Consider the following 22,862-nt stretch of genomic DNA (forward strand, 5'->3'; position numbering starts at 1 on the left):
TTCATATCTGGCGGACCCTCCGGCACAGCACCCGCAGAGCCGAGGGACCGGGAATGCCGGTGGCTGCGTCTCTCATGGAGCTGTCCAGCATAGCCGCCGGCCGGACACGACACCCATCGCTGCCGGCAAGGCATCACAATGCGGATGGCTCCGACCATAGGAGACCTGAGATGAAGAAACTTGTCCTGGGAAAGGGCCACCGCGCCGTAGGCGCTGCAGCACTTGTCCTCTTTGCCGCCATTGTCGGCGCGGGCGCAGCCCATGCTTTCTCGGCGCCCGCCGCCGGCGACCTCGGCTACGATATCTACGACATCGTCGTGAACCAGGGGGTCAAGGGCCCGCTCGGCTTTGTTGGCGGTGTCGCTGCGTTCCTGTTCGGCGTTTCGCGCCTGTTCTCGAACATCATGATCGGCATCCCGACAATCGTCGCGGCCGTCTGCCTCATCAAGGCGGATTCCATCCTCCAGACCTTCGGGATGGTCATCTGAGAAGCACGCCGACCGGCACGAAAGGCCGGTCGGCGCTGCCCCTTCCCGCGAAAATCATTTCCGGAACGTGAGGCAACCCCGCCTCGCGGAAACCACGCCGGCAATAGCGTGGTGAAGCAAGGGAGAAGAGCGTTGGACGAACGTCTGCCCCAGTACCTGCACCGTCCGGTCCAGATCCTCTGGTTCGACAGTCAGGAGTTCATCGTCGTCATGGCCACGATCTTCGTGGCGGTTATTGTCGGCGGGATCATCGGGTGGCTGCTCGTCGGCGCTCTTCTCTTCTTCCTCCCCTGGAAGCGGTCGAAGCCGCGTGGCTTCATTTCGCACCTTGCCTGGCGCTGGGGGCTGGCGCGGCTGCGCCGTTATCCCGGCCCGACCCAGACCCGCTTCTTCGAGTAGGGCGCCATGATCTTTCCTTTCAGCCGCCAAACCGATCCGGAAATGATCGGCGACACACGCCCGAGCTGGCACCTGCACCGTTACCTGCAGGGCTCCGCCAACCTCTTCGAGGAGAACCGGCTGCTCAAGGTTTGCGTGCTTGGCCTGTTTGGGATCACCTCTGTGCTGGGCGGCGTGATCTACACGACGAGCCAGAACCAGCGCACGGTAGTCGTGCCCTTCGGCGCCGGCGGCGACCTCTATGTGACCGGCAACAGGCCTTCGGCCGCATACCTCAAGACCATGACCTTCAACATCGTGGCGCTGGCCGGAACCTATTCCGCCTACTCCGCCGACCGGCAGTTCCAGGAACTGCTGAGCCTCGTTCATCCCAGCACCTACAACGCCGTGCGCGACAGCCTGAGCAAGCTCCTGGGCGAACTCTCGACCAACCCGACGCTTTCGATCGCCACCTACATCCGCTCGGACCAACCCGTCAGCTGGAGCGCCAGCGAGATCGTGGTGCCGGTCGAGAAGGTCCGCGTCATCGGCGGCGTCATCCGCAAGTTCCGCGGAAATCTGCGCATTCGCTACGCAATCGAAAACGGCCGCTTCTGGCTCGTCGCCCTTCAGGAGGAGAACTTCGATGCCGATGTCCGATAGGGCGGCACGCCTCGCCGCGCTGCTTGCCGTCACGGTCCCAACCATCCCGGCAGCCGCGCAGACCATTTCGGCCTTGCCGGAGCAGACCAGCCATATTCGGCTCTCGAACCACGATGTGAACCATCTGGTCTGCGCCGGCGGCGAGATCGAGGACGTGCGCTATTCGGCCGAAAAAGGTCTCGCGGTTGAACGAGGAGGCAGCGACGCCTGGATCAAGTTCCTCGTCCTCGAAAGCGAGGACATGGGCCTCAAGACCCGCACGTACGTGACGGCGCCATCCGAGTTCTTCGTCACCTGCAACGGCGCAGTCTATCCGCTTTACGCCGAACCCTCCGACATTCCTGCCCAGACAGTGAACCTGCTTCCGGGTCAGGCGCAGCGCGCGCGCGACAACGATGCCCTGCTCGCGCCGCTGGTCGTGGAGGAGCGGGCAGTGGGTGTCACCCTTGCGGTTCTCCAGGACCGGGTTCCCGCCTCGTTTTCAGAAACAGCACCGTCACGCGAGGTGATCACGCTGCCCGACAGGCCCGATATTTCCATCAGCGAAAGAAGGCGCTTCGAAGTCGAAGGCGCCGGCCTCTCTATCAGCGAGTACCGCGTAACCCCGAGCCTCACCCAGCGAGCCGTCACCGAGCCTTCTGCCCCCATCCTTCTCGATGAACGGGCGTTTCTCAGCACGCAGCTCGGCGCCGACATCTTCGCCGTCACGCTCGACCGCATGAGCCTCGGCGCGGGCGATGCGGCACGCCTGGTGGTCGTTCGCCGGAGCCAGCAGCCATGATCCCGGGCTCAGAAGACGCCAAACCCGTGAGCCAGCGCCGCGACCCGCGTCGCACGAGCGAGGCAGCGCATCCGGCCGGGCATGACGTGGGCGCGCTCGATCGCCTGGTGGCGCAAAGCAGGAACCGCTGGAACAGGCTCACATCCGATCAGCGCCTGCGCGTCAAACAAGTGAGTGTCCTTTCCGGCATCGCGCTCATCGGTGCCGGGCTCTATGCCGCGAGCGCCGGCAGCGACACCGCTCCGCAGAAAGCGCCCGAGGCCTCCAAGCTCGACATGGGCGCCGGCCTTCGCGGCGACAGTCTCGAAGTCAAACTTCGCGGCGATCTCCAGAAGATCCTCGACGGCCAGACGCTGCTAGGCGACAGGGTCTCGGCGATCGAGGAGGGCAAGGTCGTTCCCGGTTCGCTTGCCACCGGCAGGACCGGGAGCGGCAATGCCGCAGGCGGCCACGTGGACGGTAGCGCCGATGAGCTTCCGCCAGCTATACCGGTCGACATACCCGATTACCCGCCTGCCCCGCCGGAGGCGCAGGCGGAAATGGGCAAGATCCCGCCACCGCCGGCTATCCCTGGCGAAGCTGCAAGTGCGCCGCCGGCCCCGCCAAGCGAAAGGCAGATCGGCGGGATCGGGACTGCCACGACGGCACTTGTCCCGGAAGGAGGCGCAGCCGGCGCGGCGCGCTCAAAAAAGCCGAACCGGACGATCTATTTGCCGCCTGGTTTCATGAAAGCCCGGCTGCTGACCGGGATCGATGCCCTGGCGAGCCGGGATGCGACCACCAACCCTGAGCCGATCATCGCCCGCGTCCAGGCTCCCGCCGTGCTTCCCAACGAGGTCAAAGCCAATCTCGCGGGCTGCTTCGTCATCGGCAATGCGACCGGAAGCCTCGCCAAGGAACGCGTCGAAGTTCAGCTCGTATCGCTCTCCTGCGTCGATTTCGACGAGCATGCCGTCGTCGACCAGCCCATCAAGGGTTTCTTCGTCGATGCCGACGGCAAGAAAGGGCTTTCAGGCCGGGTGGTGACGCGCGCGGGCGCCACGCTTGCCCGTTCCTTCATCGCCGGGACCATCGCCGGCATTTCACAATCGGTCGAAAGTTCGTTCGGCAATCTCTCTACTTCGGCGCTCGGCAGTGTGCGCACGCTCGATGCCGGCGATGCAGTCAAGACGGGCATTGCCGGCGGCCTCTCGAAGTCTTCGGACAAGCTCACCGATTTCTATCTGGACCTCGCCCGGCAGGCGGGCCCTGTCGTCGAGGTCGGCGCCGCCAAGGATGTCGTCGTGGTCATCCAGGAAGGCCTCGCGCTCGAGATCAAACCTTCGACCGGGCCCAAACTGTGATGCGGCCTGCGCCTTTCCCCTTCCTCTCGCATACAGGAGCCAATGCCATGGTCCTTGTTACCACCCGGACCTTTCGGCGCACGCCGCGCCTGCTCGCCGTAACGCTCACCGCCGCCACACTGCCCGGCTGCGCGGCGATGGGCTCGATGATGTCGCCCTACCCCGAGAAATTCTCCTGCAAGAACGACGATCACGGGCAGTGCATCCACCCGCAGCAGGCATACGAGGATGCGGTCGCCGGCGCAGCCTCGAAGTCCCACTCCGCCGTCAGCAACAACCCAACTGCCAAGGCGCCCGCCACAACGACGACGAGATCGCGCGGCAATCAACCTGCAGCCTACGAGGGCTACCGCGACAGCGTCTACCGGGAGCTCAAGGGCCTCATCGACGAGCCCATAACGCCCATGCTGAAGCCGGCACGGACCGTCCGGACGCTGATCCTGCCCTATGCCGACCGGACCCGTCCGGACCGCCTCTATATGCCGCGCTACGTCTATTCGATCCTCGATCGCCCGTCCTGGGTCGTCGGCGGCACACTGGTGCGCAGCCCCGGCAATGCCGAGCGTGCGCCCGTGTTGGAGCAGGCCAAGGACCAAGCGAACGAGGAGCTCCGCCGATGAGCGCCTCGGCATCTTCAGCCCTCACGTACTCCCGGCTGCGCAGCTGCGTGACGCGCGACAGCTTTTCGCAGTTCCTGCCGCTGCTCGCCTGGGACGAGGAAAGCGAAGCATTCCTGTGCATCGATGACACCTGGGGGCACGCCTGGGAGATCGAGCCCGCTGCCTACATGTTCGCCCACGTTCAGGCCGCTTTGCAGGGGCTGTTCAACATACACTTTCCCGATGGGACAGTGCTCCAGCTTCATACCTTCGCCGATCCCTTGATCGACGACGCACTTGACGCCTTTCTCGACCTCAAGCTGAGGGACGATCCGCTGATCCAGGCTTCGGCCATGCGCACGCACGCCTATCTCAGCGCGGGACGGCATGGCCTCAAAGCCCTGCATGGCATTCCGGTACGCAACTTCCGCACGCTGCTCTCGATCAAGACCCGGCGGCCGCTCGGCGAAGACCTGCGCCGCCAGGTCGAGGAGCAGCTCTCAAAACTCGGCATTCGCCGGCTGGCGCCGGAAGAGACGGTGTCGTTCTACCGGCGCATCTTCAACGGCGTTGCCGCGGCAGCTCCGGGCGTATTCGCCGATGGCAGCGAAGTCGGCGCACCGCCGATCGCGCGCCAGATCATCGATGCCGGTCCCGATCTTGTGTTCGAGGGGCCCGAGGTGTTCCTCGGCAATCAGGTCGCCCGGTGCCTGACGCCCAAGGCCCCTGCCCGGCGCATCACGGCGGAGCGTGCCAACCGGCTGATGGGGGGAATGCGCGGCGCGTCGGAAGACAGCGACCAGATCGGCGGGCCGTTCCTCTATACGCTCAATATCCTGTTCGATCACTCGCAGTTCGAGATCCACAAGCGCGCGCAGATCCTCTCGGCCCAGAAGGCGGCGGGCAGCTTCGCGATCGAGGTCGGCAAGCAGATCGAGGAAATCGGCTGGATCCTCGACGAGGCCAGCAATTCGCGTTTCGTGCGCGTCATCCCGACGCTCTGGGTGTTCGGCCGCGACCGGGCCCAGGCCCGAGAGCTGGCAGCGCGCGCCAAGCGCCTCTGGGAAAGCGAGCCGCTCCCCTTCTCAATGCAGGAGGAAAGCTACCTCAACCCGGCGATGCTGGTGATGAGCCTGCCCTTCGGGCTCTATCCCGACCGTACGACCCTGCGCCTGCTCGAACGCGATTTTCGCATGCCGGCAAAGGCTGCCGTGCTGATGGCGCCTGTCCAGACCGACTTTCGTGGCGGCGGCCGGCCCGCGCTCCTCTACACCGGCCGCAAGGGTCAGCTTGTCACGCTCGATCTCTTCGACCCAAGGATCAACAACTACAACTTCGTGGTCTCCGCCGAGAGCGGCGCGGGCAAGAGCTTCCTCCTCAATAACCTCTGCCAGCAATACTACGCCTGCGGCGCGCTGATACGGATCATCGATATCGGCGGGAGCTACCGCAAGCTCTGCACGCTGTGCTCGGGCCGCTACATCGACATCGGCGAAGAGCGGCTGGTCCTCAATCCGTTCGACATGGGGCTCGCACTCGACGGCGACGACAAACAGTCGGCGATCACGATGGCCGTCGCGATCGTTGCCGAAATGGCCAATGCCTCTACCCGCAAGGGCGTCACGACATCCGAGTGGAACCTGCTCAAGTCCGCGGTGCAGTGGGCGATCGACACCGGGCGAGCCGAGCGCGGGATCGATGCGGTACGTGATTGGCTCGGCACCTATCCAGAGCTTGTACACAGCGATCTCGACAGGGTTTCCCACCTGTTACCCACAGCCCGCGAACTGGCCTTCAACTTGCGCGATTTCGGGTCGGGCGGTGCCTACGGCCACTACTTCAACGGCCCCTCGACGCTCGACATCCGTTCCGACGAGTTCGTCGTGCTCGAGCTCGAACGGCTGAAAGCCATGCCCGACCTTTTCAATGTCATCGTCATGGTGGTGGTGAATGCGCTGACGCAGGAACTCTATCTTTCCGCGCGAGATCGGCCCCGCTTCGTCCTGTGTGACGAGGCCGCCCAGTTCATGACCCGCACCGACGGGCAGGATCTCTCGCGCCTCGCCGAAGCGTTCGGACAGGGCTACCGCCGCGCTCGCAAGTACCGCGGCTCGTTCGGCATCGTTCTCCAGTCGATGAACGATCTCATGCTGTTCGGCGGGACCGGTCAGGTCATCCTCGAGAACGCGGCAACGCGCTTCCTGCTCCAGGGTTCAACCTATGACCGGGCCGTCGAGAACAAGATCCTCGACTATTCCGGCTTCGTTCTCGAGCTTCTGAAATCGGTCCGCAATTCCAAGCCCAACTACTCGGAAGTCTTCATCGACTCCCCGCTGGGCCTCGGCATCGCCCGCCTCGTGGTCGATCCGTTCTCATACTGGATCAACACGTCGGCGCCCGAGGACGTAGCCGCATTCGATGCCCTGATCCGGCAAGGCCATACCCCGCTCGATGCGGTGTGCCTGCTGGCCGGCGTCGACCCGGCCGAAGTGCTCGGGGGAGCAAGGCCATGACCCGGGGCACCGGTACGCCCGCGAATGACGACGTGCTGCAGCTGAGCGACGATGCGATGATCGAGAAGATCGTCGAAGAGCGGATGGCGCAGCGCTTCGAGGCGCAAGCCTTTCACTGGCGGCTGCGCCTGGTTGCTGTCGAGACCTGCATGATGGGCATGCTGGTGATCGTCGCCGGCCTTATCCTGAAGCAGCCGGCAATGCTCGTGCTGCGCGCCGGGCTTCTGGTGGCTGGCTCTTGCTTCGCCACCGGTATCCTCTTGGCCAGCCTCTCGGCCGCCACAGGCAAGATGCTCACCAGGATCAGGAAGGCTCTTCGCAGATGAGCGGCCTTCTCTCACCTGCGCCTTCAGCGCCCGCAATCCGGCTCGTCGTCGGCGGATACCTGCTCATGCTCATCCAGAGCGCGCTCCTGCTGCTCACAGCCAGCCTCGATGCCCATGCCCGCATGCTGGTCTGGACCCTGGCTCCGGTGGGTTTCGTCTGCCTCTTCGCATCGCTGATCGGCTGGCCCGCTCGCCGAAGCCGGAAAGGGACACGCCATGTCCGCTGACCAGCAGAAGCGAGCAGGAACCCGCAACGCGATACTCGCCCATACGCTTGCGCGTATCGCCGTGCTCGCCTGCTGCATCGCCCCGCAGGCGATGACAGAGGCAGCGTCACCAACGGGGACTGCGTCACAATCGAGCACGATCGGGCGAACCTGGCCGATCGCCGAGCCCGATGCGCTGGCCGAGATCGAAGCAAAGGCGGCTACGCTTCCTGCCGACATGGGCAAGGCCTTCGGCCCCCGTCAAAACTGGAGCGCGCTCAAAGCCGCAGAGTTACCGGCTGCAACCACCAACCGAGTGCGCAGCGTAATACCCTTCTACACGCTCGATTTCGACATCACGCTTCCGGACGGCAAGACGCTCTATCCCACGGGCTTCACATTCAACCCGCTCACGTATGTGAACCTGCCGCAGCGCCTCGTGGTCGTCCATCCCGGCGAGCTTGGCTGGGCCCTTCGAACCGCGCGGCCGACCGACTTCATCCTGCTGGCCGCCGCGGCCGGACAGAACGGCGATGCCATCGGCCTCTCGGAGAAGTCAGGCAGGGCGATCTTCATTCTGGAAGAGCGGGTGAAGGAGCGTCTCGGGCTCACATCGGCGCCGGTCATCGTCGCACAGGCCGGCACCCGCCTCGTGCTCACCGAATACGGCCCGGAAAGCCTGAATGCATCGAAGGAGACACGTCCGTGAAGCCTTCCCACCTCCATCTGCCAGCACTGTTTGCTGCCACCGCTCTCGCACTACTGAGCGCGGCGATACTTCCCGGCACGGCGAAAGCCTCCAAGTGCGAAGCCGGCACAGTCTTCAACCCCATCACCAAAGTGCGATGGACCTGCATTTTCCCGATCACCATCGGCGGCGTGCGGGTGGGCAGTTACGACAAGCTCGACAAGGCGCTCGATGCCCAGTCGACCTCCAAGCCGCTTTGCGCCTGCCGCAAGGGCCTCGAGGTCACGCTCGGGATCAAGGTCTCGTACTGGTCGCCAAGCCGGATGGTCGATGTCGTGACCGAGCCTGGCTGCATGATGGCCCTCGGTGCCGACATTATGCCGACCGGCGGCAAGCTCCAGGGCAGCCAGACCTCGATCGCCGACGGCACGCAGACCCGCAAGATGTTCGCGCAGATGCACTATTACATCTCGCCGGTCTGGGCGATGCTCGACATGTTCACCGACCTTCCCTGCATCGAGAACGACGGTTTCGACGTCGCGCTGATGACCGAAGTACTGCCCACCTGGCAGTCGGCAACGCTCGGGGCGATCATCCAGCCCGAGGCGGTGCTTTTCGGCAATCCAGCGGCGGGCCTTGCCTGCATGGCCGACAGCGCGGCGGCGGCGGCCGGCAAGGTCATCGATCCGCTGTTCTGGTGCATGGGCTCCTGGGGCGCGACCTATCCGATTGCCGGCGACATCCATTTCGACGACAGCGTCGAGGCCTGGGCGGGGCTTGCTGCGCGCGGCACTTTCATGATGGGCCGGCTTAGCGCGCTTACGGTCAGCTCTGCCGACGGCTGCTCGTTCATCCCGCAGCCGATCTGGACCAAGTCGCGCTACAAGCTCCAGATCATGGAGCCCGTGAAGGGCGGCAAGTGCGTCAATATCGGCAGGCCCGGCGCGCTGTGGAGCTCTGCCAAGCATGCGCCGGGCAAGGACAACGCCCAGTTCATGCTCTTCGAAAAGGTGATCTGCTGCGCCGGGATCTCGGCGCCATGAGCAGCTTGCCTCATCCACGTCCCGCACAGACCGGCTGCATGTTCCGGAGGTCTGTCCGCCAAGGCCCTTACGGCCCGCGGCCCCTGTGCGTGACCGGAGCCGTGCCGCTACGCCCCCTGGGCGGCACGGCTCCAACCTTGGCCAGTGCGGTCATCTCCCTCCATGGACGATGTGGGCGCGCCCTCTCCGCCCCGCATATCGCCATGGCCGCACTGGCCACTTTGCCGCTTATGATATTCCCGGCCCAAAGGGCAGACGGACAATCGGTTAGTAACTCGGCGTCTGAAAAGCAGGCGGTCGAAGACCGCGCTCGCGCCGCCGCGGCCGCCTCGCGGGCCAAGTCGAGCGACAGCGATGCAATCACATCGAATTACCTGACACCAGGCCTTGCCGGGCAAACGATTACCACGGTCGATGGTAGTCGCTCGTTCACGCCAAGCCTCGCCTGCCAGAAGACCGCCAGCCTGCTCGAAGTCATCGTGCAGCCCGGCAGCGGCGGCGACCTCACCTCCGTGAGCATAGCCCGTGATACCGATCTCGACGGCACCATCGATACCCGCAGCACGCTGCCCGTACCGGTTTCGGGAATTTGCGCAAACGGGATCATCAGTTGCGAGGCCGGAACCTGGAACGGCTGCAGGAGCTACCGCTGGAATGCTGCAGCCGGCGGTTCGCTGTCACTTGCCCCGGCAGATCTGCCGGAGCTTGCCGGTTGCTACTGCATCAACGCAAGCTGCGGCGCCAATTTGGCCTGGTCGAACATGAGCGGAGTCCTAAGGGATCTCGGCGGCGGCATGGTCGGCGCCCTGACGAGCGCGGACCCGCGCTACGGCGTTGCGGAAGCACTGATCGATGGGCCATCGATACGCTATGTCGGTGCACAGTCGACTGCCTGCACCGCAAATCAGGCCCTGCCGCAATCGGCCTACAAGGCCAATCCCGCGGCGATGGCATCTGACGCTTATACCGCATCGAGCGGCAGCGCCGTTTTTCAGGCGCTCGCTGGCTCTGAAATCGGAACCGGCACGTCCCTCCAATACCGGCACTGCGCCATCGAGCGGACGCTCACAGTGCTTTCGCCAAAGCCCGGCGAGATCATCAGTCGGACCGCCGGCGGCTATGCGACGAACGAAGCGGGCAGCTCGCTCGATTTCTTGATGGGTTCGCCGTCCGACAACAGCCTCGCCGGCGGCAGTTGCACCCTCGTCGATTTTCGCATGACGTTACATGTCAGTGACCCCGCCCGCATCGTCGATGCGCGCCTCACCCGCTGGTTCGCCGATGACTGGGGACAGGTTCGTATCGACGGGCAGGTCGTCGCCTCGGGTCCCCAATCCTGGACGAGTTCCGGTTTGCCGCCCGCGAAATGCGAGCAGAAGAAGACTTACACGCAAACCCCGAACGTCGACATCAAACCTTTCCTGACGGCTGGCGATCACGAGATCCGGCTGCGCCTGGCGGTTGCAGACGAAGGCGAAGGTTTTGCGCAGATCCATGTCGACGTCGACAGCAGCTGCAAGACCGTCGAGCAGCTCGTCGACGGCTGCTCCAACATCGCCAGCGACACGGCCTGCCACATCGACAGCGAAATGGTGGACGGTGTGCAGACCTTCCTCAATGGCACTGCGACCGGCCTGAAGCCCCTCATTCAAACGCGGCAGATGGGAGGAAGCGCCTGCCCGATCGAGTTTACTCGCGACTTCTTCCTGAAGGATCGAACCTACCGCTGCAGCGGGACAGAGCTCGCGCAGCCCGATACGAGCCGCGGCGCCTATATTCTCGATCGCTCGGCTGAAACACTTCTCGCCGACAGAACGCGACAAGCGGACGACAGCTATTTGGAGACCACCCGGCCCTTTGCCCTGCCCGATCGCGGCTCGGTCGCGGCCTGCGAGCCCATCTGCAAGACGCGCAAGGCTGCCGCCAACGACGCGGTGGCAGCGGGCGGCACCGTTGCCGCCAAGCAAAATGTGCCGGTTGGCACCGAGACCTTCTTTCACTCCTGCAACAGCAATAGCCAATGTCCGGCAGGCCCCGGCGAAGAGATCGTTTCGGCCTGCGGCTGTCTCGACGATTTTCCCGAGGCGGTCGTCATGATGCAGAGCGTCCGTCTTGCCGGCGCCGACCTCGTCTGCACACAGGTGCGGCCATGAGATCGGCCACCTGCGCCGGGCGAAAACTTGCAGGCAAGCGCTTCCCGCTCGCCGCAATCCTCCTCGTGGCTGCTGCAGCTATGCACAGCCCCGCGATGGCCCAGCAGATCTGCGCTGCCGACCTCAACGGCAATGGCGACGCTGCCGATGAAGGCGAACAGGCAAGCTGCGCCCTGACCGCAGACGGCCAGCAGCTATGCCCCATCGAAGCGGTCGATTGCATCGCCGATCAGGCCGGCACCTACAGTTGCCCGGCTGGTCCCCAGTTTGCCTGTCATGCCCGGACCTCGGCAAGCACTCCTGCCTGCTCGCCGCATGCCTGCATCGACCTTTCCGCCAATCCGATCGTCGAGGAACCCGCGATCGATGATCCGGGAACCGAGGCCAATGGCGAGATCGATGCCGACGGCAACTGCATGGGTGAAGTCCAGATCTTCTCAGGCCGCGGCATGCGGTGCCGGCCGCCCGGGCTGTCGACGACATTCGCCAATTGCTGCAAGGACAAGGGCAAGATCGTCAAGGACGGCATGGGCTCATCGATAACGTCGATCGGCACCAAGGTCGCGGTTGCCAAGGGCGTCCTCACCGGCATGAAAGCCGCCTATACCGCTTTCAAGGCGGGCGCGACGGCCAGCCAGGCGGCCAGTGCCGGCGCCAACGCGCTCATTGTCGGCATCGACCCGACCTCGATCGCGATCAGCCTCGCCATCAACTTCATGATGGAATTCCTGCTCTCCGGCTGCGACGAGCAGGACATGGAGACCGCCATGCTGCGGGCATCCGGTATGTGCCACGAGATCGGCACCTACTGCACCTCGAGCGTGCTCGGCGTATGCCTCCAGAACGCTCGCGGAAGCTGCTGCTTCAACACCAAGCTTGGCCGCATTATCCAGGAACAGGGCCGCCCGCAGCTCAAGGCCTTCAACGATAATCCGTGGGGCACGGCCAGGAAACCGATGTGCCGCGGCTTCACGCCCGAAGAGTTTCAAGCGCTCGATTTCAGCAAGATGGACCTCTCCGAATACTATTCGGACATCGAGGCCCGCGCCCAATCCGAGATCCAGATCGATATGGAGGAACGCGTCGATGCCTATCTCAAGGCCGTTGGCCAGTAAGGCCCTATTCGCAGGACTTCTCGGCCTGGTGCCGGGCAGCGCAATTGCACAGTCTGCACGGCAGACGATCGGCGAACAGGGCAGCGAGGCAATGGACCGCCTCAGGAATGCCCTGCAGGACGCAAAGAACGAGGCGAATGCCGCTCCCGTCCCCTTACCGCCGCCCGCGCCAGCACCCGCCGAGAAACGCCGTGCCTTCGAGGGTTTGAAGCGCCGCAGCGCCGATCCGGCAATGGAGGCCCGTGCCCGCGCGGCCAATGAGGTGGCACAGAAGGAACTTGCGGCAGAGCGCGAGCGCCAGGCAAGATTGCTGCGCCAGACGCTCGGGCTTGAACCCTCCGAGGAGCATGCAATCGCCAAGGCCGGTGCTGAACTGACCACGCCGAAAAGCTGGACGCCCCTGCTGTTCGCCTCTTCCTCCATGCCGATGCCGGTTCTGCGCAGCTATGCCGCACAGCTCGAACGCGCCCACGGCGCGATCGCCTTCCGCGGTCTGCCCGGCGGCATGAAGAAGATCGCACCCTTCGCCAAGCTCAGCGCCGAGGTACTCCGCATCGATCCAGGTTGCGCAGGACCGGCCTGCGCAATGCGCGACGTCCAGATCGTGGTCGACCCCATCGTGTATCGCCAATACGCCGTCTCGCGCGTGCCGGCGCTTGCCATGGTACCGGGCGATCCGACCCAACCCTATTGCGAACGCGGCGACGAGACAGATGCAGCCCCGCGCCAAAGTGCCCGTCTGGTCTACGGCGACAGCGCGCTTGCAGGACTGCTCGATGAATATGCCCGCCTCGGCGGCAAGGAGGAGGTGCGCGATGCGCAGTCCCTGCTCGGCATCCACTGAAACGCTCGGGCTCCATTTGGCGCGTTTGCGAAACATCCTCGTCGCTCTGCCACGCGCCGCCGCGGGAGCACTCGCAGACGACGACAACGACAAACCAGACCGCCGCCGGTTGTGCCTCGCGCTGCTGGTCGCCTGCCCGACTGCGCTCGCCGCCGGCATCGTCATGCCTCGCCTCGCGATCGTCATGTCTCCTTCGATCGAGGCATGGGTGGTTACCGAAAGCCCCGGCAGGATCGCTCGCGGGGATTATGTCCGTTTCACGCTCAAGCATCCCATCGCCGGCCCCGCGCCCGTGCAAGTGACCAAGCATGCGCTTTGCCTGCCCGGCGACCGGCTTGAGACGCGGGAGCACCCTTCGGTGCTTTCGCGCACCGAGCTTGACGGCTGGTACTTCTGCAATGGCGAGCTTCTCGGCGTCAGCATGTCCAAAGCCCATAACGGCATGCGCCTCGATCACTTGCGCTGGAGCGGCGTCATCCCGCCGGGCATGGTCTATGTGGGATCTCGCCACCCGCGCGGGTTCGACAGCCGCTACTTCGGCCTCGTACCGATCGCCAAGCTCACGCGGATGGAGCGGGTGCTATGAGGCAGGCCGCATCACTCGCAGCGGCAGTCAGCTTCATCGCAACCGCCGGCAGCGCGTCCGAGGCGCAAGTGGCCGAGCAGACGGCCGACTTGCGCCAAGGCTACTGGTGGTACCAGGCTCCGCAAGCGGAAGCCAAGGACGAGCCGGGCGAACTTGCAAAGCCGAACATTCCGCCGATGGCCGAGCTTGCCACCTGGACACCGCCGAAGATCCGCAAGCTGATCGAAGACCAGCGCGATTATGCCGCCACTGTCCTCACGGTCGAGGCGGTGACCGATTTCTGGCGGCTCGAGGACTTCGCCCGCCGCAAGGCGCGCGCCTTTGCCGGGATCACGCAGATTGCGATGCTGCAGAACCCAGAGCTGAACTCAAAATCGGCAAACCCGATGGTCGGCGATGCCAGGGCTCAGCTTTCCGCGGAAAAGGACACCATACGGACCCGCTATCTGCGCGCCCACGCCAATGAATTTGCGCTCGTGATGTTTTCGCGTGCCGCCTGCGGCTACTGCCGCGTTCAATGGCCGATCGTTCAGCGCTTTCAGGACGAGACGGGATGGCAGGTGACGCGGATCGACCTTGATCAGCGGCCCGAGACAGGCGCGCGGTTCGGGGTAGAGGTCACCCCGACCACGATGCTGATCCGGCGCGGCAGTGCCCAGCGCATGATCGTTGCAACCGGCGTCGAGGCTTATCCGAACCTTGCCCAGATGACCTATCAGGCGGTGCGCCTGCTGCGCGGCGATATCCGGCCCGAGCAATTCATGACCGGGCCCGGCGAAGATGCCGGCTTCTTCGATGCGCTCGCCAACGGTCCCGTCGCGGTTGGCGATCCAGGCACAGATAGCGCTCCACTGGCGGCAGCGATCAGCGTTGGTGACCGGCCATGAACCGGAGATCGGTTAGCGTAGTGGCCACCTTTGCCGCCGGATTCTTGGCTTATGCCGGCGCCAACGCAGCGCCAACCGCGATCGACGCCCGCAGCGCCGCAATCCATCCCGTCGCGGATCAAGAAGCGATGCTGGCCTGGCTTGCGCGCGTGCCGCTCACGAGAGACTTCCCGGCAGATTTCAGCCAGACGCTTGTCGGTCATGGCCCAGCATTCGTCGTCGAAATGTCCACTTCAGCCGGCTGCATCCCCTGCGGCGACCTCTGGTCCAAACTCACGATCCTCGGCCGCCGCTATGGTTGGCAAGTGCGTACCATCGGACCCGACGAGGCTGCCCTCATGTCCGGCAGGATGGGACTGCCCTGGGTCGGATATCCTGTTGCCTGGGTTCGCCCGCGCAGCGACCCGAACCGCATCGTTCCCATCGCGATCGGCACAGACCATTCGGTCAACATGGCGCGCAATCTCTATTTATCCGCCAAGATGCTGACCGGTGTCAGACCTGCGGTGGCGGTGCGTGCGATGGCAAAGTTTACCGGCATCGTGGGCACTCCCCCCGGCCCCGGCGACCTGAACCGATGACCGCGCAGATTACGCCTCCCCGATCATGCCTGCGCGGCGAGCAATCGCGCTGCGCCCCACAATGGCAGGACTTCGATATCATGGGCTGTCGGGTAAGCCTCCGAGCCCGGATAGACGATGATCTTGCGCGCCGGCGCAAGGTCTTGCGCCGCATGATGGAAACCGCGCTCGACCTTGGGGGCGAGACTGCGCTTGAATTCGATCGCCCAGAGATCGCCTCCCGGAAGCGTGAGCAGAAGATCGATCTCTGCCCCGGCAGCACTGCGATAGAAGTTTGCAGCAGTCCCTTCCGGAGCTGCCATGATCAGGCTCTCCAGAGCAAAGCCTTCCCAACTTGCGCCCGCTATCGGATGTCCCAGCAGTTCTTCGGATGTCGCGATACCGAGAAGGGCATGCACAAGACCGCTGTCGCGAACATAGATGCGGGGCGACTTGACCAGTCGCTTCGAAGCATTGCTGTGCCAGGGCTCAAGCCGCCGAACCAGCAGCAGATCGACGAGAAGATCGAGATAGCTGGCGACCGTCTTGGAATCGACGCCGAGACTTCTGGCAAATTCCGAAGCATTGAGCAGGCTCGACTGGTGGTGCGCGAGCATCGTCCAGAATCTGCGCAGCGTTTCGGCCGGAATTCGCGGGCCGAACAGCGGAACATCGCGCTCCAGGTAAGTGCGAATGAAATCGCGGCGCCAGCGCATGCTGAGGCGGTCATTGGCGCTGAGAAAGCTGTCCGGAAAGCCACCGCGCAGCCACAACCTGTCGGCATCCTGCTGCAATACCTCACAAATGCCGAGTGGGCTCATTTCAAGATAGCTGATGCGCCCGGCAAGCGTTTCGCCCGATTGCGCGAGAAGATCGATGGACGCAGAGCCGAGGAGCAGGAACCTGCCGGTTCTCAGGCCCTTGCGCCGTCCCTCGTCGATGATGCCGCGCAGCGGCTGGAATATCTGCGGAAGCCGGTGCACTTCGTCGAGGATCACGAGCTTGTCCTCGTGCTGCGCAAGATAAAGTTCGGGCTCGGCAAGCTTTGCCCGGTCGGTCTCGGATTCGAGATCGAGGTAGAGCGCTCCGCGGTCATCGCCGATGCTCCGGGCGAGCGTGGTCTTACCGACCTGGCGTGGCCCAAGCAGGGCCACCGCGGGCGCGGAATCCAATCTCTCGATCAGTTCGGACGCAATCTGGCGCTCAATCATCCTCGTATTTTCGGAACTCAATTCCGAATTTGCAAGGATAAATTGCATCACCGCACATCCCTTCGCCGCTTCGCCCATTATCCCGCACGAGGTCCGCAATGCCAATGCAGCGCCTGATCATGATTGGCTTGATCCTGATGACGTGCTTGTCCCTGCCCTCTCCGGCTAGAGCGCAAGGCTGGGCCGAGAGCTGGTTCGACAATGTGACCTACTCCTCGCCGGGCAGCTTCGAGGACCAGACACGGGGGTACCTGACCGCGGGCGGCATGTCGGGGCGGGTGGATGTCCACAACGACTATCTCATGTCGATGAGCCTGCCCAAGGTCCGGGCAGGCTGCGGCGGCATCGACATGTTCCTGGGCGGCATGTCGTTCCTCGATCCCGAATACCTCGTGCAGAAACTGGAGAGCATCCTGCAGGCCGCGCCGGCGGTCGCTTTCCAGTACCTCCTCGAAACGCTCGACGAGAAGATGGGCAACATCATCAGCAAGATGGAGGCGGCAACAAACTACCTGAACTCGATCCAGGTCAACGACTGCCGTCTCGCCAACCGCATGGTGCAGATCGCCAAGGGCGACGACAACATGTCCGGAATCATCGAGGAGATGACCGGGTATCGCTCGGTCAAGCAGGGCTTTGCCAAGAGCTACCAGCAAAGCCGGGAAAAGATCGAGGCCAATGCCAACAATCCCACCGAGGATCTGAAAGACGCGCTGGCCAATTGCCCGGCCGAAGTGACCGAGATCTTCCGCACCGGATCGCTGCTCAACCATGCGGCATCGCGTATCGGTGCCGGAGATTGGGCAAACGTCATGCGCGCACGGGTGGGCGACGTCTACATGCGCTGGGATCCGGGCGACAAGGTACCGCTTTTCACCGCGATCCCGCAGTGCCCGAGGCAGGATACCGACAGCCCCCAGGACTTTCTCACCGGCACCGTCCAGAAGCGCGCGCTCAATATCCCCCCGACCGCGGCCGACTGCTCGCAGGACGGCAGCGGGCGCGGCGCGCTGTCGCTCGCCCGCGACCGCATGGACGCGGTCGCGGCCAAGATCCGCACGCGCTCGGCCCTTACATCCGACGAGCGGCAGTTCGTCGCCAATGTCCGGACACTGCCGGTCTATCGCATGCTCGAATGGGGCGTGCGCCAGGGGGTGGTCGATTCCGTGATTGCCGACACCGACGAACTGGTTGCGCTGTCCCTCGCCTACCAGATGCTCAATGATCTCACCCGCACGATCGACTTTGCCGTGAGCAATGCGGAACGAGGAGCAACTGCCGCAGGCGCGGCGGACAGCGCAAGCGCCAATGTCTGCCAGACCCGCATCCTCTCGCAAGGCATCGAGCAGCTCAGAGACCTGCGCGAGGAGGCGCTGCGCCAGCGTGCGCAGATGCGCCAGAGCTACATGGCAGCGCTTTCCGCCGCCAACCTTTCGGCCAACTATGCGGGCCTGCTGCGTGAACGCGACCGCGACGCGCGCGACGCGGCGGGCGCTGCGGCTCGGCGGGAGTAGCAACAATGGCAGCTATCTCGCGCCGCTCACTCGCCTCCCTATCCCTTGCCGCTCAATCTCTGATCCCGGCGCCGGCCATGGCCATCGACGCGAGCTTCCACACTTATGATGGCTTCGCAGAAACCGTCGATGCCTTCCGCCTCGTTTCGATGATCTTCGGGGACCCTCGCTACGAAACGCTCGTTCTCATCGTTGCGACGGTCGGGATCGCGCTTGGAGCGGTGATCGCCAGCATTCGCGGCTCGGGGATGGGCCTTGTAGCGTTCGGATTCCAGATCCTGTTTGGGGTCGGGGTCTTCGTCGGCCTTATCGCCTCGACCGGCACGGTTCATGTCTACGACCGTGTCCGCAACGCCTACCAGGCGGTGGGCGGCGTTCCCAATCTGCTCGTACTCGTCGCAGGGGCCAGCAACATGATGGAGCGCGCGCTTGTCGAAACGATCGATGACAATACGCTCGATCCGGGTGCCAAGCTGGAATTTGGCGCCGGCGGCCACAGCTTCGACCTCTTCCTCAACGCTGTCAGCCCTCGCGGCCCGATGACCGACACATTCCTGGATGCAACGATCAAGGACTATGTGCGGCAATGCTATCCGGTAGCACGGGTGTCCGCCGCCTACGGTGTCGATGACGATCAGTTGCTGCGCACCAGCACCGACCTGCCCGCCTCCTTCGCGGCCATGGCCGGCCCTGCTACCTTCTCGACGGTCTATACCGAGAGCGACAAGGGCGGCAGCACGGTCAGTTGCACCGAAGCCTGGGATCATATTGCGAACCGCCTCTCCGATCCGGCGCTCTTCGAGCCTTACAGCAAGCAGGTCTGTGCCCAGACCGGCTACGACACCCAGGATGCACAGCAGTTGGCGCGCTGCAGGGAGCAACTCGGCGATCTCGGGCAGATGATGCTGGACAGGCCGCTGACCGCCCAGGCTCTCTTTACGCACACGCTTCTGGCCACGAGCGTCGGGGACGTCCTGTTCGAGGATTCGCCTGCCGGCGCCGGCAGAGCCCTGGCGAACCGCGCGGTTACCTCGAACGGCCTTGCCGCCATGTCGGTCGCGAACGAATGGATGCCGACAATCCGCGCGGCGGTCTTCGGGATCATGCTTTTCATGATCCCGATCGCCCTGCTCTTCGTCCTGACCCCGATCAATCTCAGAGTCGCCAGCTTTTCCCTCGGCATGTTCGTTTTCGTGGCGCTGTGGGGGGTGATTGATGCAGGAATCTATCAGCTCACGCTTGGCCGGGCGATGGCGACCCTTGCCGAACTCCGATCCAACAACCTCGCAGCCAACGCCTGGCTGCTCGCACCGTCGGCCGCGATGAAAGCGCTGGCCGTGTTCGGGACGTTCCGCACGGCCGCGGCCGGTCTTGCCGGTGCCTTCGTCTTCACCGTCTTCCGCTTCAGCGGGAACGTGTTCTCTGCCTTCACCTCGGGATCGCTTGGCATTGCCGGACAAGGGACCGCTGCCGCGGCACCTATGGCGACAGCAGAAGGCCAGGCCTCGGCGCTCGAAGCACAAGCCTCTGCAGTCGGCACCGGCTCCCGCCGCGCAGCCTCCTCCAGCTTCGGCGACTTCGGCGAGCGCGCTTCCTTCCAGACCAATCGGGCGTTCGGCGAAGCAGGCCATGTCCTTGGCGAAAGCCCGGGCGCACGCGGGTCAACCGCGCTCGCGCTCGGCGGGATTGAAGGCGCCAGACAGCTGGGCAGCTTGGCCCCTGCCCTGACCGGCAAGGACCTGTCCGATCCGGCCGTCGCACGCGCTGTCGAGGCCAGCGCCGCCACCGGCGCCATCCATCGGTTCGCAGAAAAGGATGCGCTGCGTGCGATCGGAACCGGCTACTTCGGCGAAGGGCACGCCGGCGAAAAGACATTTGCCGCCTTCTCGCAAAATCTGGTGCAATGGCGCGCATTCGGCGACCAGCGCGCCTACGGCATGATGATGCAGGCCGCGACCCGCCACTTCGAAAGGGCAGGATATCCGCAGCGCGATGCGCAGCTCAAAGCGACAGGCGTCATTGCCGAAGCGCAGGCCGATCCGACGTTCGCCAAGCTCATTGCCAATGCCTACGATCAACAGCAGCTCCTGGCGAACGACCTCACCGGGGCGCAGATCCAGGTCGGTGCCATGCAGGGGCGCCGCGACCATGCCGGAGGCCATGTCGCCCAAACTGAGCGCGGCAATGTTGCAACCGAACAGGCCTGGCGTACGGGCTCGAACCACGGACAGAGACAAGCGGCAAGCATGCTCGGTCTCGGCGTCTCCGAAACGGCGCGCCGGGTAGGCTTCATCAACGCCCTGTCCGGCGAGGCCCGCAGCACGGCGATTACTCAGCTCGCCCACTCGACGGGGCGGAACGAGGCGCAAGTGCTGCGGGCGCTCGAAAGCTACAACGCGGCCGTTCAGGTCGGAACGGCAGACGGTGCCAACGCCGAGGCCGCGCGCGAAGGAACCAACGTCTATGGCCGAACCCGGGAAACCGCTGCCTATGATTTTGCCGAACGCGCGGGCAAGCTCGATGCCCAGCGCGAAGTGGGTCTCGACGGCATCCGCAGCTCGGCGCGGATCGGTGAGCAGCGCCGCGAAGCCGACAACGAAGGCTTCGCTCAGGGCGCCTATGCCGCCGGCGCATCGGTGCGGGAAGCCGCTCGCCTCGACAGCTTCATCACTTCGCTTAGCCAAACCGTCGGCAACCGCGAGGACATGGACGAAGGCGGGGCAGCGGGAGTTGGCGATCGCGCCCGCAACCGGCGACTGACATCGATCGTGGGCAACGAGCGCCTGTCCCGCATGCAGGGCCTGCTGGCAGCGAACGGCATCCGGCTGACCAAGCGCCAGATCGCGATGGGAGAGAACGGCGATTTCAGCATGAACCTGACACCCGAGACGGCAGCTGCCTTCTGGAAGGCGGGCCTCATCAATGAGAGCCAGCTCGGCGCCATCGCCAATGGCGGCACCGCCCGCCTCAGCCTTGCCGACAACGACATGCTGGTATCCAGCACGACCAGCTTCACGCAATCCGCGCGATCGGACACCAGCACCCGCTTCGAGGCGGGCAAGCAGGCTGGGCCCGACACCATCGAACATTTCATGGGCGGCGGCCCGGAAGGCAAGCAGATGCTCGCCAACTTGCTCAAAGGCGGCTTCGAGATGGACCGCAAGGGCGAATGGCGGCTCAAGCCTCAAGTCGCTGACACACTCCAGCGCGACCTTCAGGCCGTGATGGTGCAGAGCGGATGGCAACGAACTCTGATACGCAGCGCCGACAAATCTACGACGATCAGCAACTCGTGGGGGTTGGCCATCGGGGGAAGCGCATCGAGCCACGAAGCAGTTGGCACCAGTGAAGGGCGTGATGGGAAAGGCAGAACGCAGAGCCAGTCGTCGACCGGGCGTTCAGGTTTGCAACTGGGTCTCGATGGCCGGGAAAGCAATGGGACTGGGATCGTCGCCTCAGGATCCATCGATATCGTGAACTATGATGTTCGCTCGGCGATCGCCAGCGCCGAACAAGCCGCCGCCCGCCGAAAAGACCCGGAAAGAGTGTTTAGCGAAGCCCTCTCGGACGGCATACTGGGCCGAGGTGGTCTCCGGAACAAATACCTTGGCGAAGCCGCGGCCGGCCACTCTGTCTACGATCCGACATCGCTCTTCGGAACGCTCGAGCAGCACTCCGTTCTACAAACGGGGCGGCTTTCGACGGATATGAACCACGGATTGGGTGATGACGATCCGCAATACCGACGGCGACAGGATTAATGAGGCATGCGATCGGCGTGGTCCTTAATAATCCGCGCCCGACGACGATTTCCAACCCATAGGGGGCCGGAGGCTGGATCCGTTTCATCCATGTACCGGGGCACTCGGCCATTCCGCCAGTTCTGGAGGTCAAACTCATCGTCTGCCTCAATCTCATCGTCATGTGAAACGTTGCCCGACCCTCTTGGAAACATGGCGGATAGTGCCCAGTATAGGACGGTAGCTCCAGCCACCATGCTACCAAACATGATGACCATAAAGACGCGTGAGATGCTTTCATAAAACTCGTCCGGGCGCCATGGGCTTCCCATGAGCAAAAGCACAACCAAGAAAGTGCCCCACCAAATCCGGGCGATTGGAGGTCTGGGCGCCGATCCATTTTCGAGATCGCCGTCAGCCCGATCATTCCTCAAGCTCTCGTCAACTGGCGTGCTCTGCAGCTCAAATTGAAACTCCGCTTGGGCGCCGTCGGTCGCCACTGCGCCTGACCGCTGCTTTTCCGTACTACGGCCCGCTTGGTCCATCGAGGAAATACCGTTGCCAGAGTGTGAGTGATCGGCATCAAAGCATTCCAACTCGGCGCAAACCACCCCCGGGACCTGGTACCCGAACCGGTACAGGTCAAATCCATATTGTGCGGCAACCGACTGAAGCTCGTGCTCCAACCTGTTGACGCGATGGTCATATGCTTCTGGCGTGGAACCATCAAATCCGCTCGCCTTTGCATAGGCTTGCGCTGCGCCGACAAGTTTGGCGCACTGGCTTCTTGTCCAATTCCCCAAGTTGCCAGGCTCGAGCCATCTGATATTCCAAGAGGGGAAACGCGCTTTCGCCTCGTCAAAGAGTGGCTGAACATCGTCAGGAAAATCCACCACCCCCTCCTTCACATCCAGGATGACTTCGTCGTGGAGGGTGACGAAAGCACGGGGAACAGTAAGCCCGTATTCCAGCACGAGGCGCAATGCGTCGTGCAAGGATGCTACGAACATCCCGGGGTGATAAGTCCCATCCGGCAGTTCGAAGAACACCCGGGCGACGATCGGTCGCATGAGATCATCGGCCCAGACACCACCGCGTCGGATCTGTCCTTCCATGAGCGTACCTCGCTTCATAGATCATTCGCAAGTCGCGAAATTCTATCCTAATTGCGCCAACCAACAACCCACTTCCCTCCCTATGTTCGCAAATTGTTCTTCATTTTAC

At 63.9% G+C, this 22,862-nt stretch carries 21 protein-coding genes; 19 read left to right on the plus strand and 2 right to left on the minus strand.

Annotated elements, in window-relative coordinates; all coding sequences use genetic code 11:
• Positions 1-170: 170 nt before the first annotated feature.
• The 17 genes from ACXJ16_RS21965 (at position 171) to ACXJ16_RS22045 (ending at position 15,194) form a co-directional block, all read left to right on the plus strand.
• Positions 171-488, plus strand: coding sequence for a hypothetical protein (locus tag ACXJ16_RS21965; protein WP_454798433.1), 318 nt, complete (start codon positions 171-173; stop codon positions 486-488).
• Positions 489-620: 132 nt separating this feature from the next.
• The gene (locus tag ACXJ16_RS21970; RefSeq protein ID WP_463921966.1) at positions 621-887 is read left to right on the plus strand and encodes a type IV conjugative transfer system protein TraL; all 267 of its coding nucleotides are present in this window, start codon (positions 621-623) and stop codon (positions 885-887) included.
• Positions 888-929: 42 nt separating this feature from the next.
• The gene (locus tag ACXJ16_RS21975) at positions 930-1,529 is read left to right on the plus strand and encodes a TraE/TraK family type IV conjugative transfer system protein (RefSeq protein WP_463921968.1); all 600 of its coding nucleotides are present in this window, start codon (positions 930-932) and stop codon (positions 1,527-1,529) included.
• Positions 1,513-2,310 (plus strand): type-F conjugative transfer system secretin TraK, encoded by a 798-nt coding sequence (locus ACXJ16_RS21980; protein WP_463921970.1) that lies wholly within the window; start codon positions 1,513-1,515, stop codon positions 2,308-2,310. The genes ACXJ16_RS21975 and ACXJ16_RS21980 overlap by 17 nt, the downstream gene beginning before the upstream one ends.
• Entirely contained in the window at positions 2,307-3,653 is a 1,347-nt protein-coding gene (locus ACXJ16_RS21985; RefSeq protein ID WP_454798438.1) for a TraB/VirB10 family protein, read from the plus strand. Before ACXJ16_RS21980 ends, ACXJ16_RS21985 begins: the two co-directional genes overlap by 4 nt.
• A gap of 47 nt (positions 3,654-3,700) precedes the next feature.
• Entirely contained in the window at positions 3,701-4,273 is a 573-nt protein-coding gene (locus ACXJ16_RS21990; RefSeq protein ID WP_463921971.1) for a TraV family lipoprotein, read from the plus strand.
• Complete coding sequence (locus ACXJ16_RS21995) at positions 4,270-6,765, plus strand: TraC family protein (RefSeq protein ID WP_454798440.1); 2,496 nt, start codon at positions 4,270-4,272, stop codon at positions 6,763-6,765. The genes ACXJ16_RS21990 and ACXJ16_RS21995 overlap by 4 nt, the downstream gene beginning before the upstream one ends.
• Positions 6,762-7,091, plus strand: a complete 330-nt coding sequence (locus ACXJ16_RS22000) for a hypothetical protein (RefSeq protein WP_454798441.1) — start codon at positions 6,762-6,764, stop codon at positions 7,089-7,091. Before ACXJ16_RS21995 ends, ACXJ16_RS22000 begins: the two co-directional genes overlap by 4 nt.
• A complete protein-coding gene (locus tag ACXJ16_RS22005) occupies positions 7,088-7,318 on the plus strand; it encodes a hypothetical protein (protein ID WP_454798442.1) in 231 nt (76 codons plus the stop codon). Before ACXJ16_RS22000 ends, ACXJ16_RS22005 begins: the two co-directional genes overlap by 4 nt.
• A 91-nt stretch (positions 7,319-7,409) precedes the next feature.
• Complete coding sequence (locus ACXJ16_RS22010; protein ID WP_454798754.1) at positions 7,410-8,006, plus strand: conjugal transfer protein TraW; 597 nt, start codon at positions 7,410-7,412, stop codon at positions 8,004-8,006.
• A gap of 26 nt (positions 8,007-8,032) precedes the next feature.
• Positions 8,033-9,028, plus strand: coding sequence for a TraU family protein (locus ACXJ16_RS22015; RefSeq protein WP_454798755.1), 996 nt, complete (start codon positions 8,033-8,035; stop codon positions 9,026-9,028).
• 203 nt (positions 9,029-9,231) lie between these two features.
• A complete protein-coding gene (locus ACXJ16_RS22020; protein ID WP_463921973.1) occupies positions 9,232-11,181 on the plus strand; it encodes a hypothetical protein in 1,950 nt (649 codons plus the stop codon).
• Positions 11,178-12,296: a conjugal transfer protein TraN gene (gene traN, locus ACXJ16_RS22025; RefSeq protein WP_454798443.1), complete on the plus strand. Its 1,119-nt coding sequence runs from the start codon at positions 11,178-11,180 to the stop codon at positions 12,294-12,296. Before ACXJ16_RS22020 ends, traN begins: the two co-directional genes overlap by 4 nt.
• On the plus strand, positions 12,286-13,140 hold the full coding sequence (locus tag ACXJ16_RS22030) for a type-F conjugative transfer system pilin assembly protein TrbC (protein ID WP_463921974.1): 855 nt from the start codon (positions 12,286-12,288) through the stop codon (positions 13,138-13,140). Before traN ends, ACXJ16_RS22030 begins: the two co-directional genes overlap by 11 nt.
• Complete coding sequence (locus ACXJ16_RS22035; RefSeq protein WP_454798445.1) at positions 13,112-13,726, plus strand: S26 family signal peptidase; 615 nt, start codon at positions 13,112-13,114, stop codon at positions 13,724-13,726. The genes ACXJ16_RS22030 and ACXJ16_RS22035 overlap by 29 nt, the downstream gene beginning before the upstream one ends.
• On the plus strand, positions 13,723-14,613 hold the full coding sequence (locus ACXJ16_RS22040; protein ID WP_454798446.1) for a conjugal transfer protein TraF: 891 nt from the start codon (positions 13,723-13,725) through the stop codon (positions 14,611-14,613). Before ACXJ16_RS22035 ends, ACXJ16_RS22040 begins: the two co-directional genes overlap by 4 nt.
• A gap of 128 nt (positions 14,614-14,741) precedes the next feature.
• Positions 14,742-15,194, plus strand: coding sequence for a hypothetical protein (locus ACXJ16_RS22045; RefSeq protein WP_463923309.1), 453 nt, complete (start codon positions 14,742-14,744; stop codon positions 15,192-15,194).
• A gap of 23 nt (positions 15,195-15,217) precedes the next feature.
• Here the strand turns inward: ACXJ16_RS22045 and ACXJ16_RS22050 are convergent, their stop codons facing one another.
• Positions 15,218-16,384: an ATP-binding protein gene (locus ACXJ16_RS22050; RefSeq protein ID WP_454798448.1), complete on the minus strand. Its 1,167-nt coding sequence runs from the start codon at positions 16,382-16,384 to the stop codon at positions 15,218-15,220.
• Between the two features lie 119 nt (positions 16,385-16,503).
• Here ACXJ16_RS22050 and ACXJ16_RS22055 point away from each other — a divergent pair, with 119 nt between their 5' ends.
• Both ACXJ16_RS22055 and ACXJ16_RS22060 read left to right on the plus strand, forming a co-directional pair.
• A complete protein-coding gene (locus ACXJ16_RS22055; protein WP_454798449.1) occupies positions 16,504-17,898 on the plus strand; it encodes a conjugal transfer protein TraH in 1,395 nt (464 codons plus the stop codon).
• Positions 17,899-17,975: 77 nt separating this feature from the next.
• Positions 17,976-21,659: a conjugal transfer protein TraG N-terminal domain-containing protein gene (locus ACXJ16_RS22060; protein WP_463921975.1), complete on the plus strand. Its 3,684-nt coding sequence runs from the start codon at positions 17,976-17,978 to the stop codon at positions 21,657-21,659.
• Here ACXJ16_RS22060 and ACXJ16_RS22065 read toward each other — a convergent pair.
• On the minus strand, positions 21,656-22,753 hold the full coding sequence (locus ACXJ16_RS22065; RefSeq protein ID WP_463921976.1) for a hypothetical protein: 1,098 nt from the start codon (positions 22,751-22,753) through the stop codon (positions 21,656-21,658). The two genes, ACXJ16_RS22060 and ACXJ16_RS22065, sit on opposite strands and share 4 nt — an antisense overlap.
• Positions 22,754-22,862: the final 109 nt, after the last annotated feature.

The sequence above is a fragment of the Novosphingobium sp. TK71 genome (genome assembly GCF_055361505.1).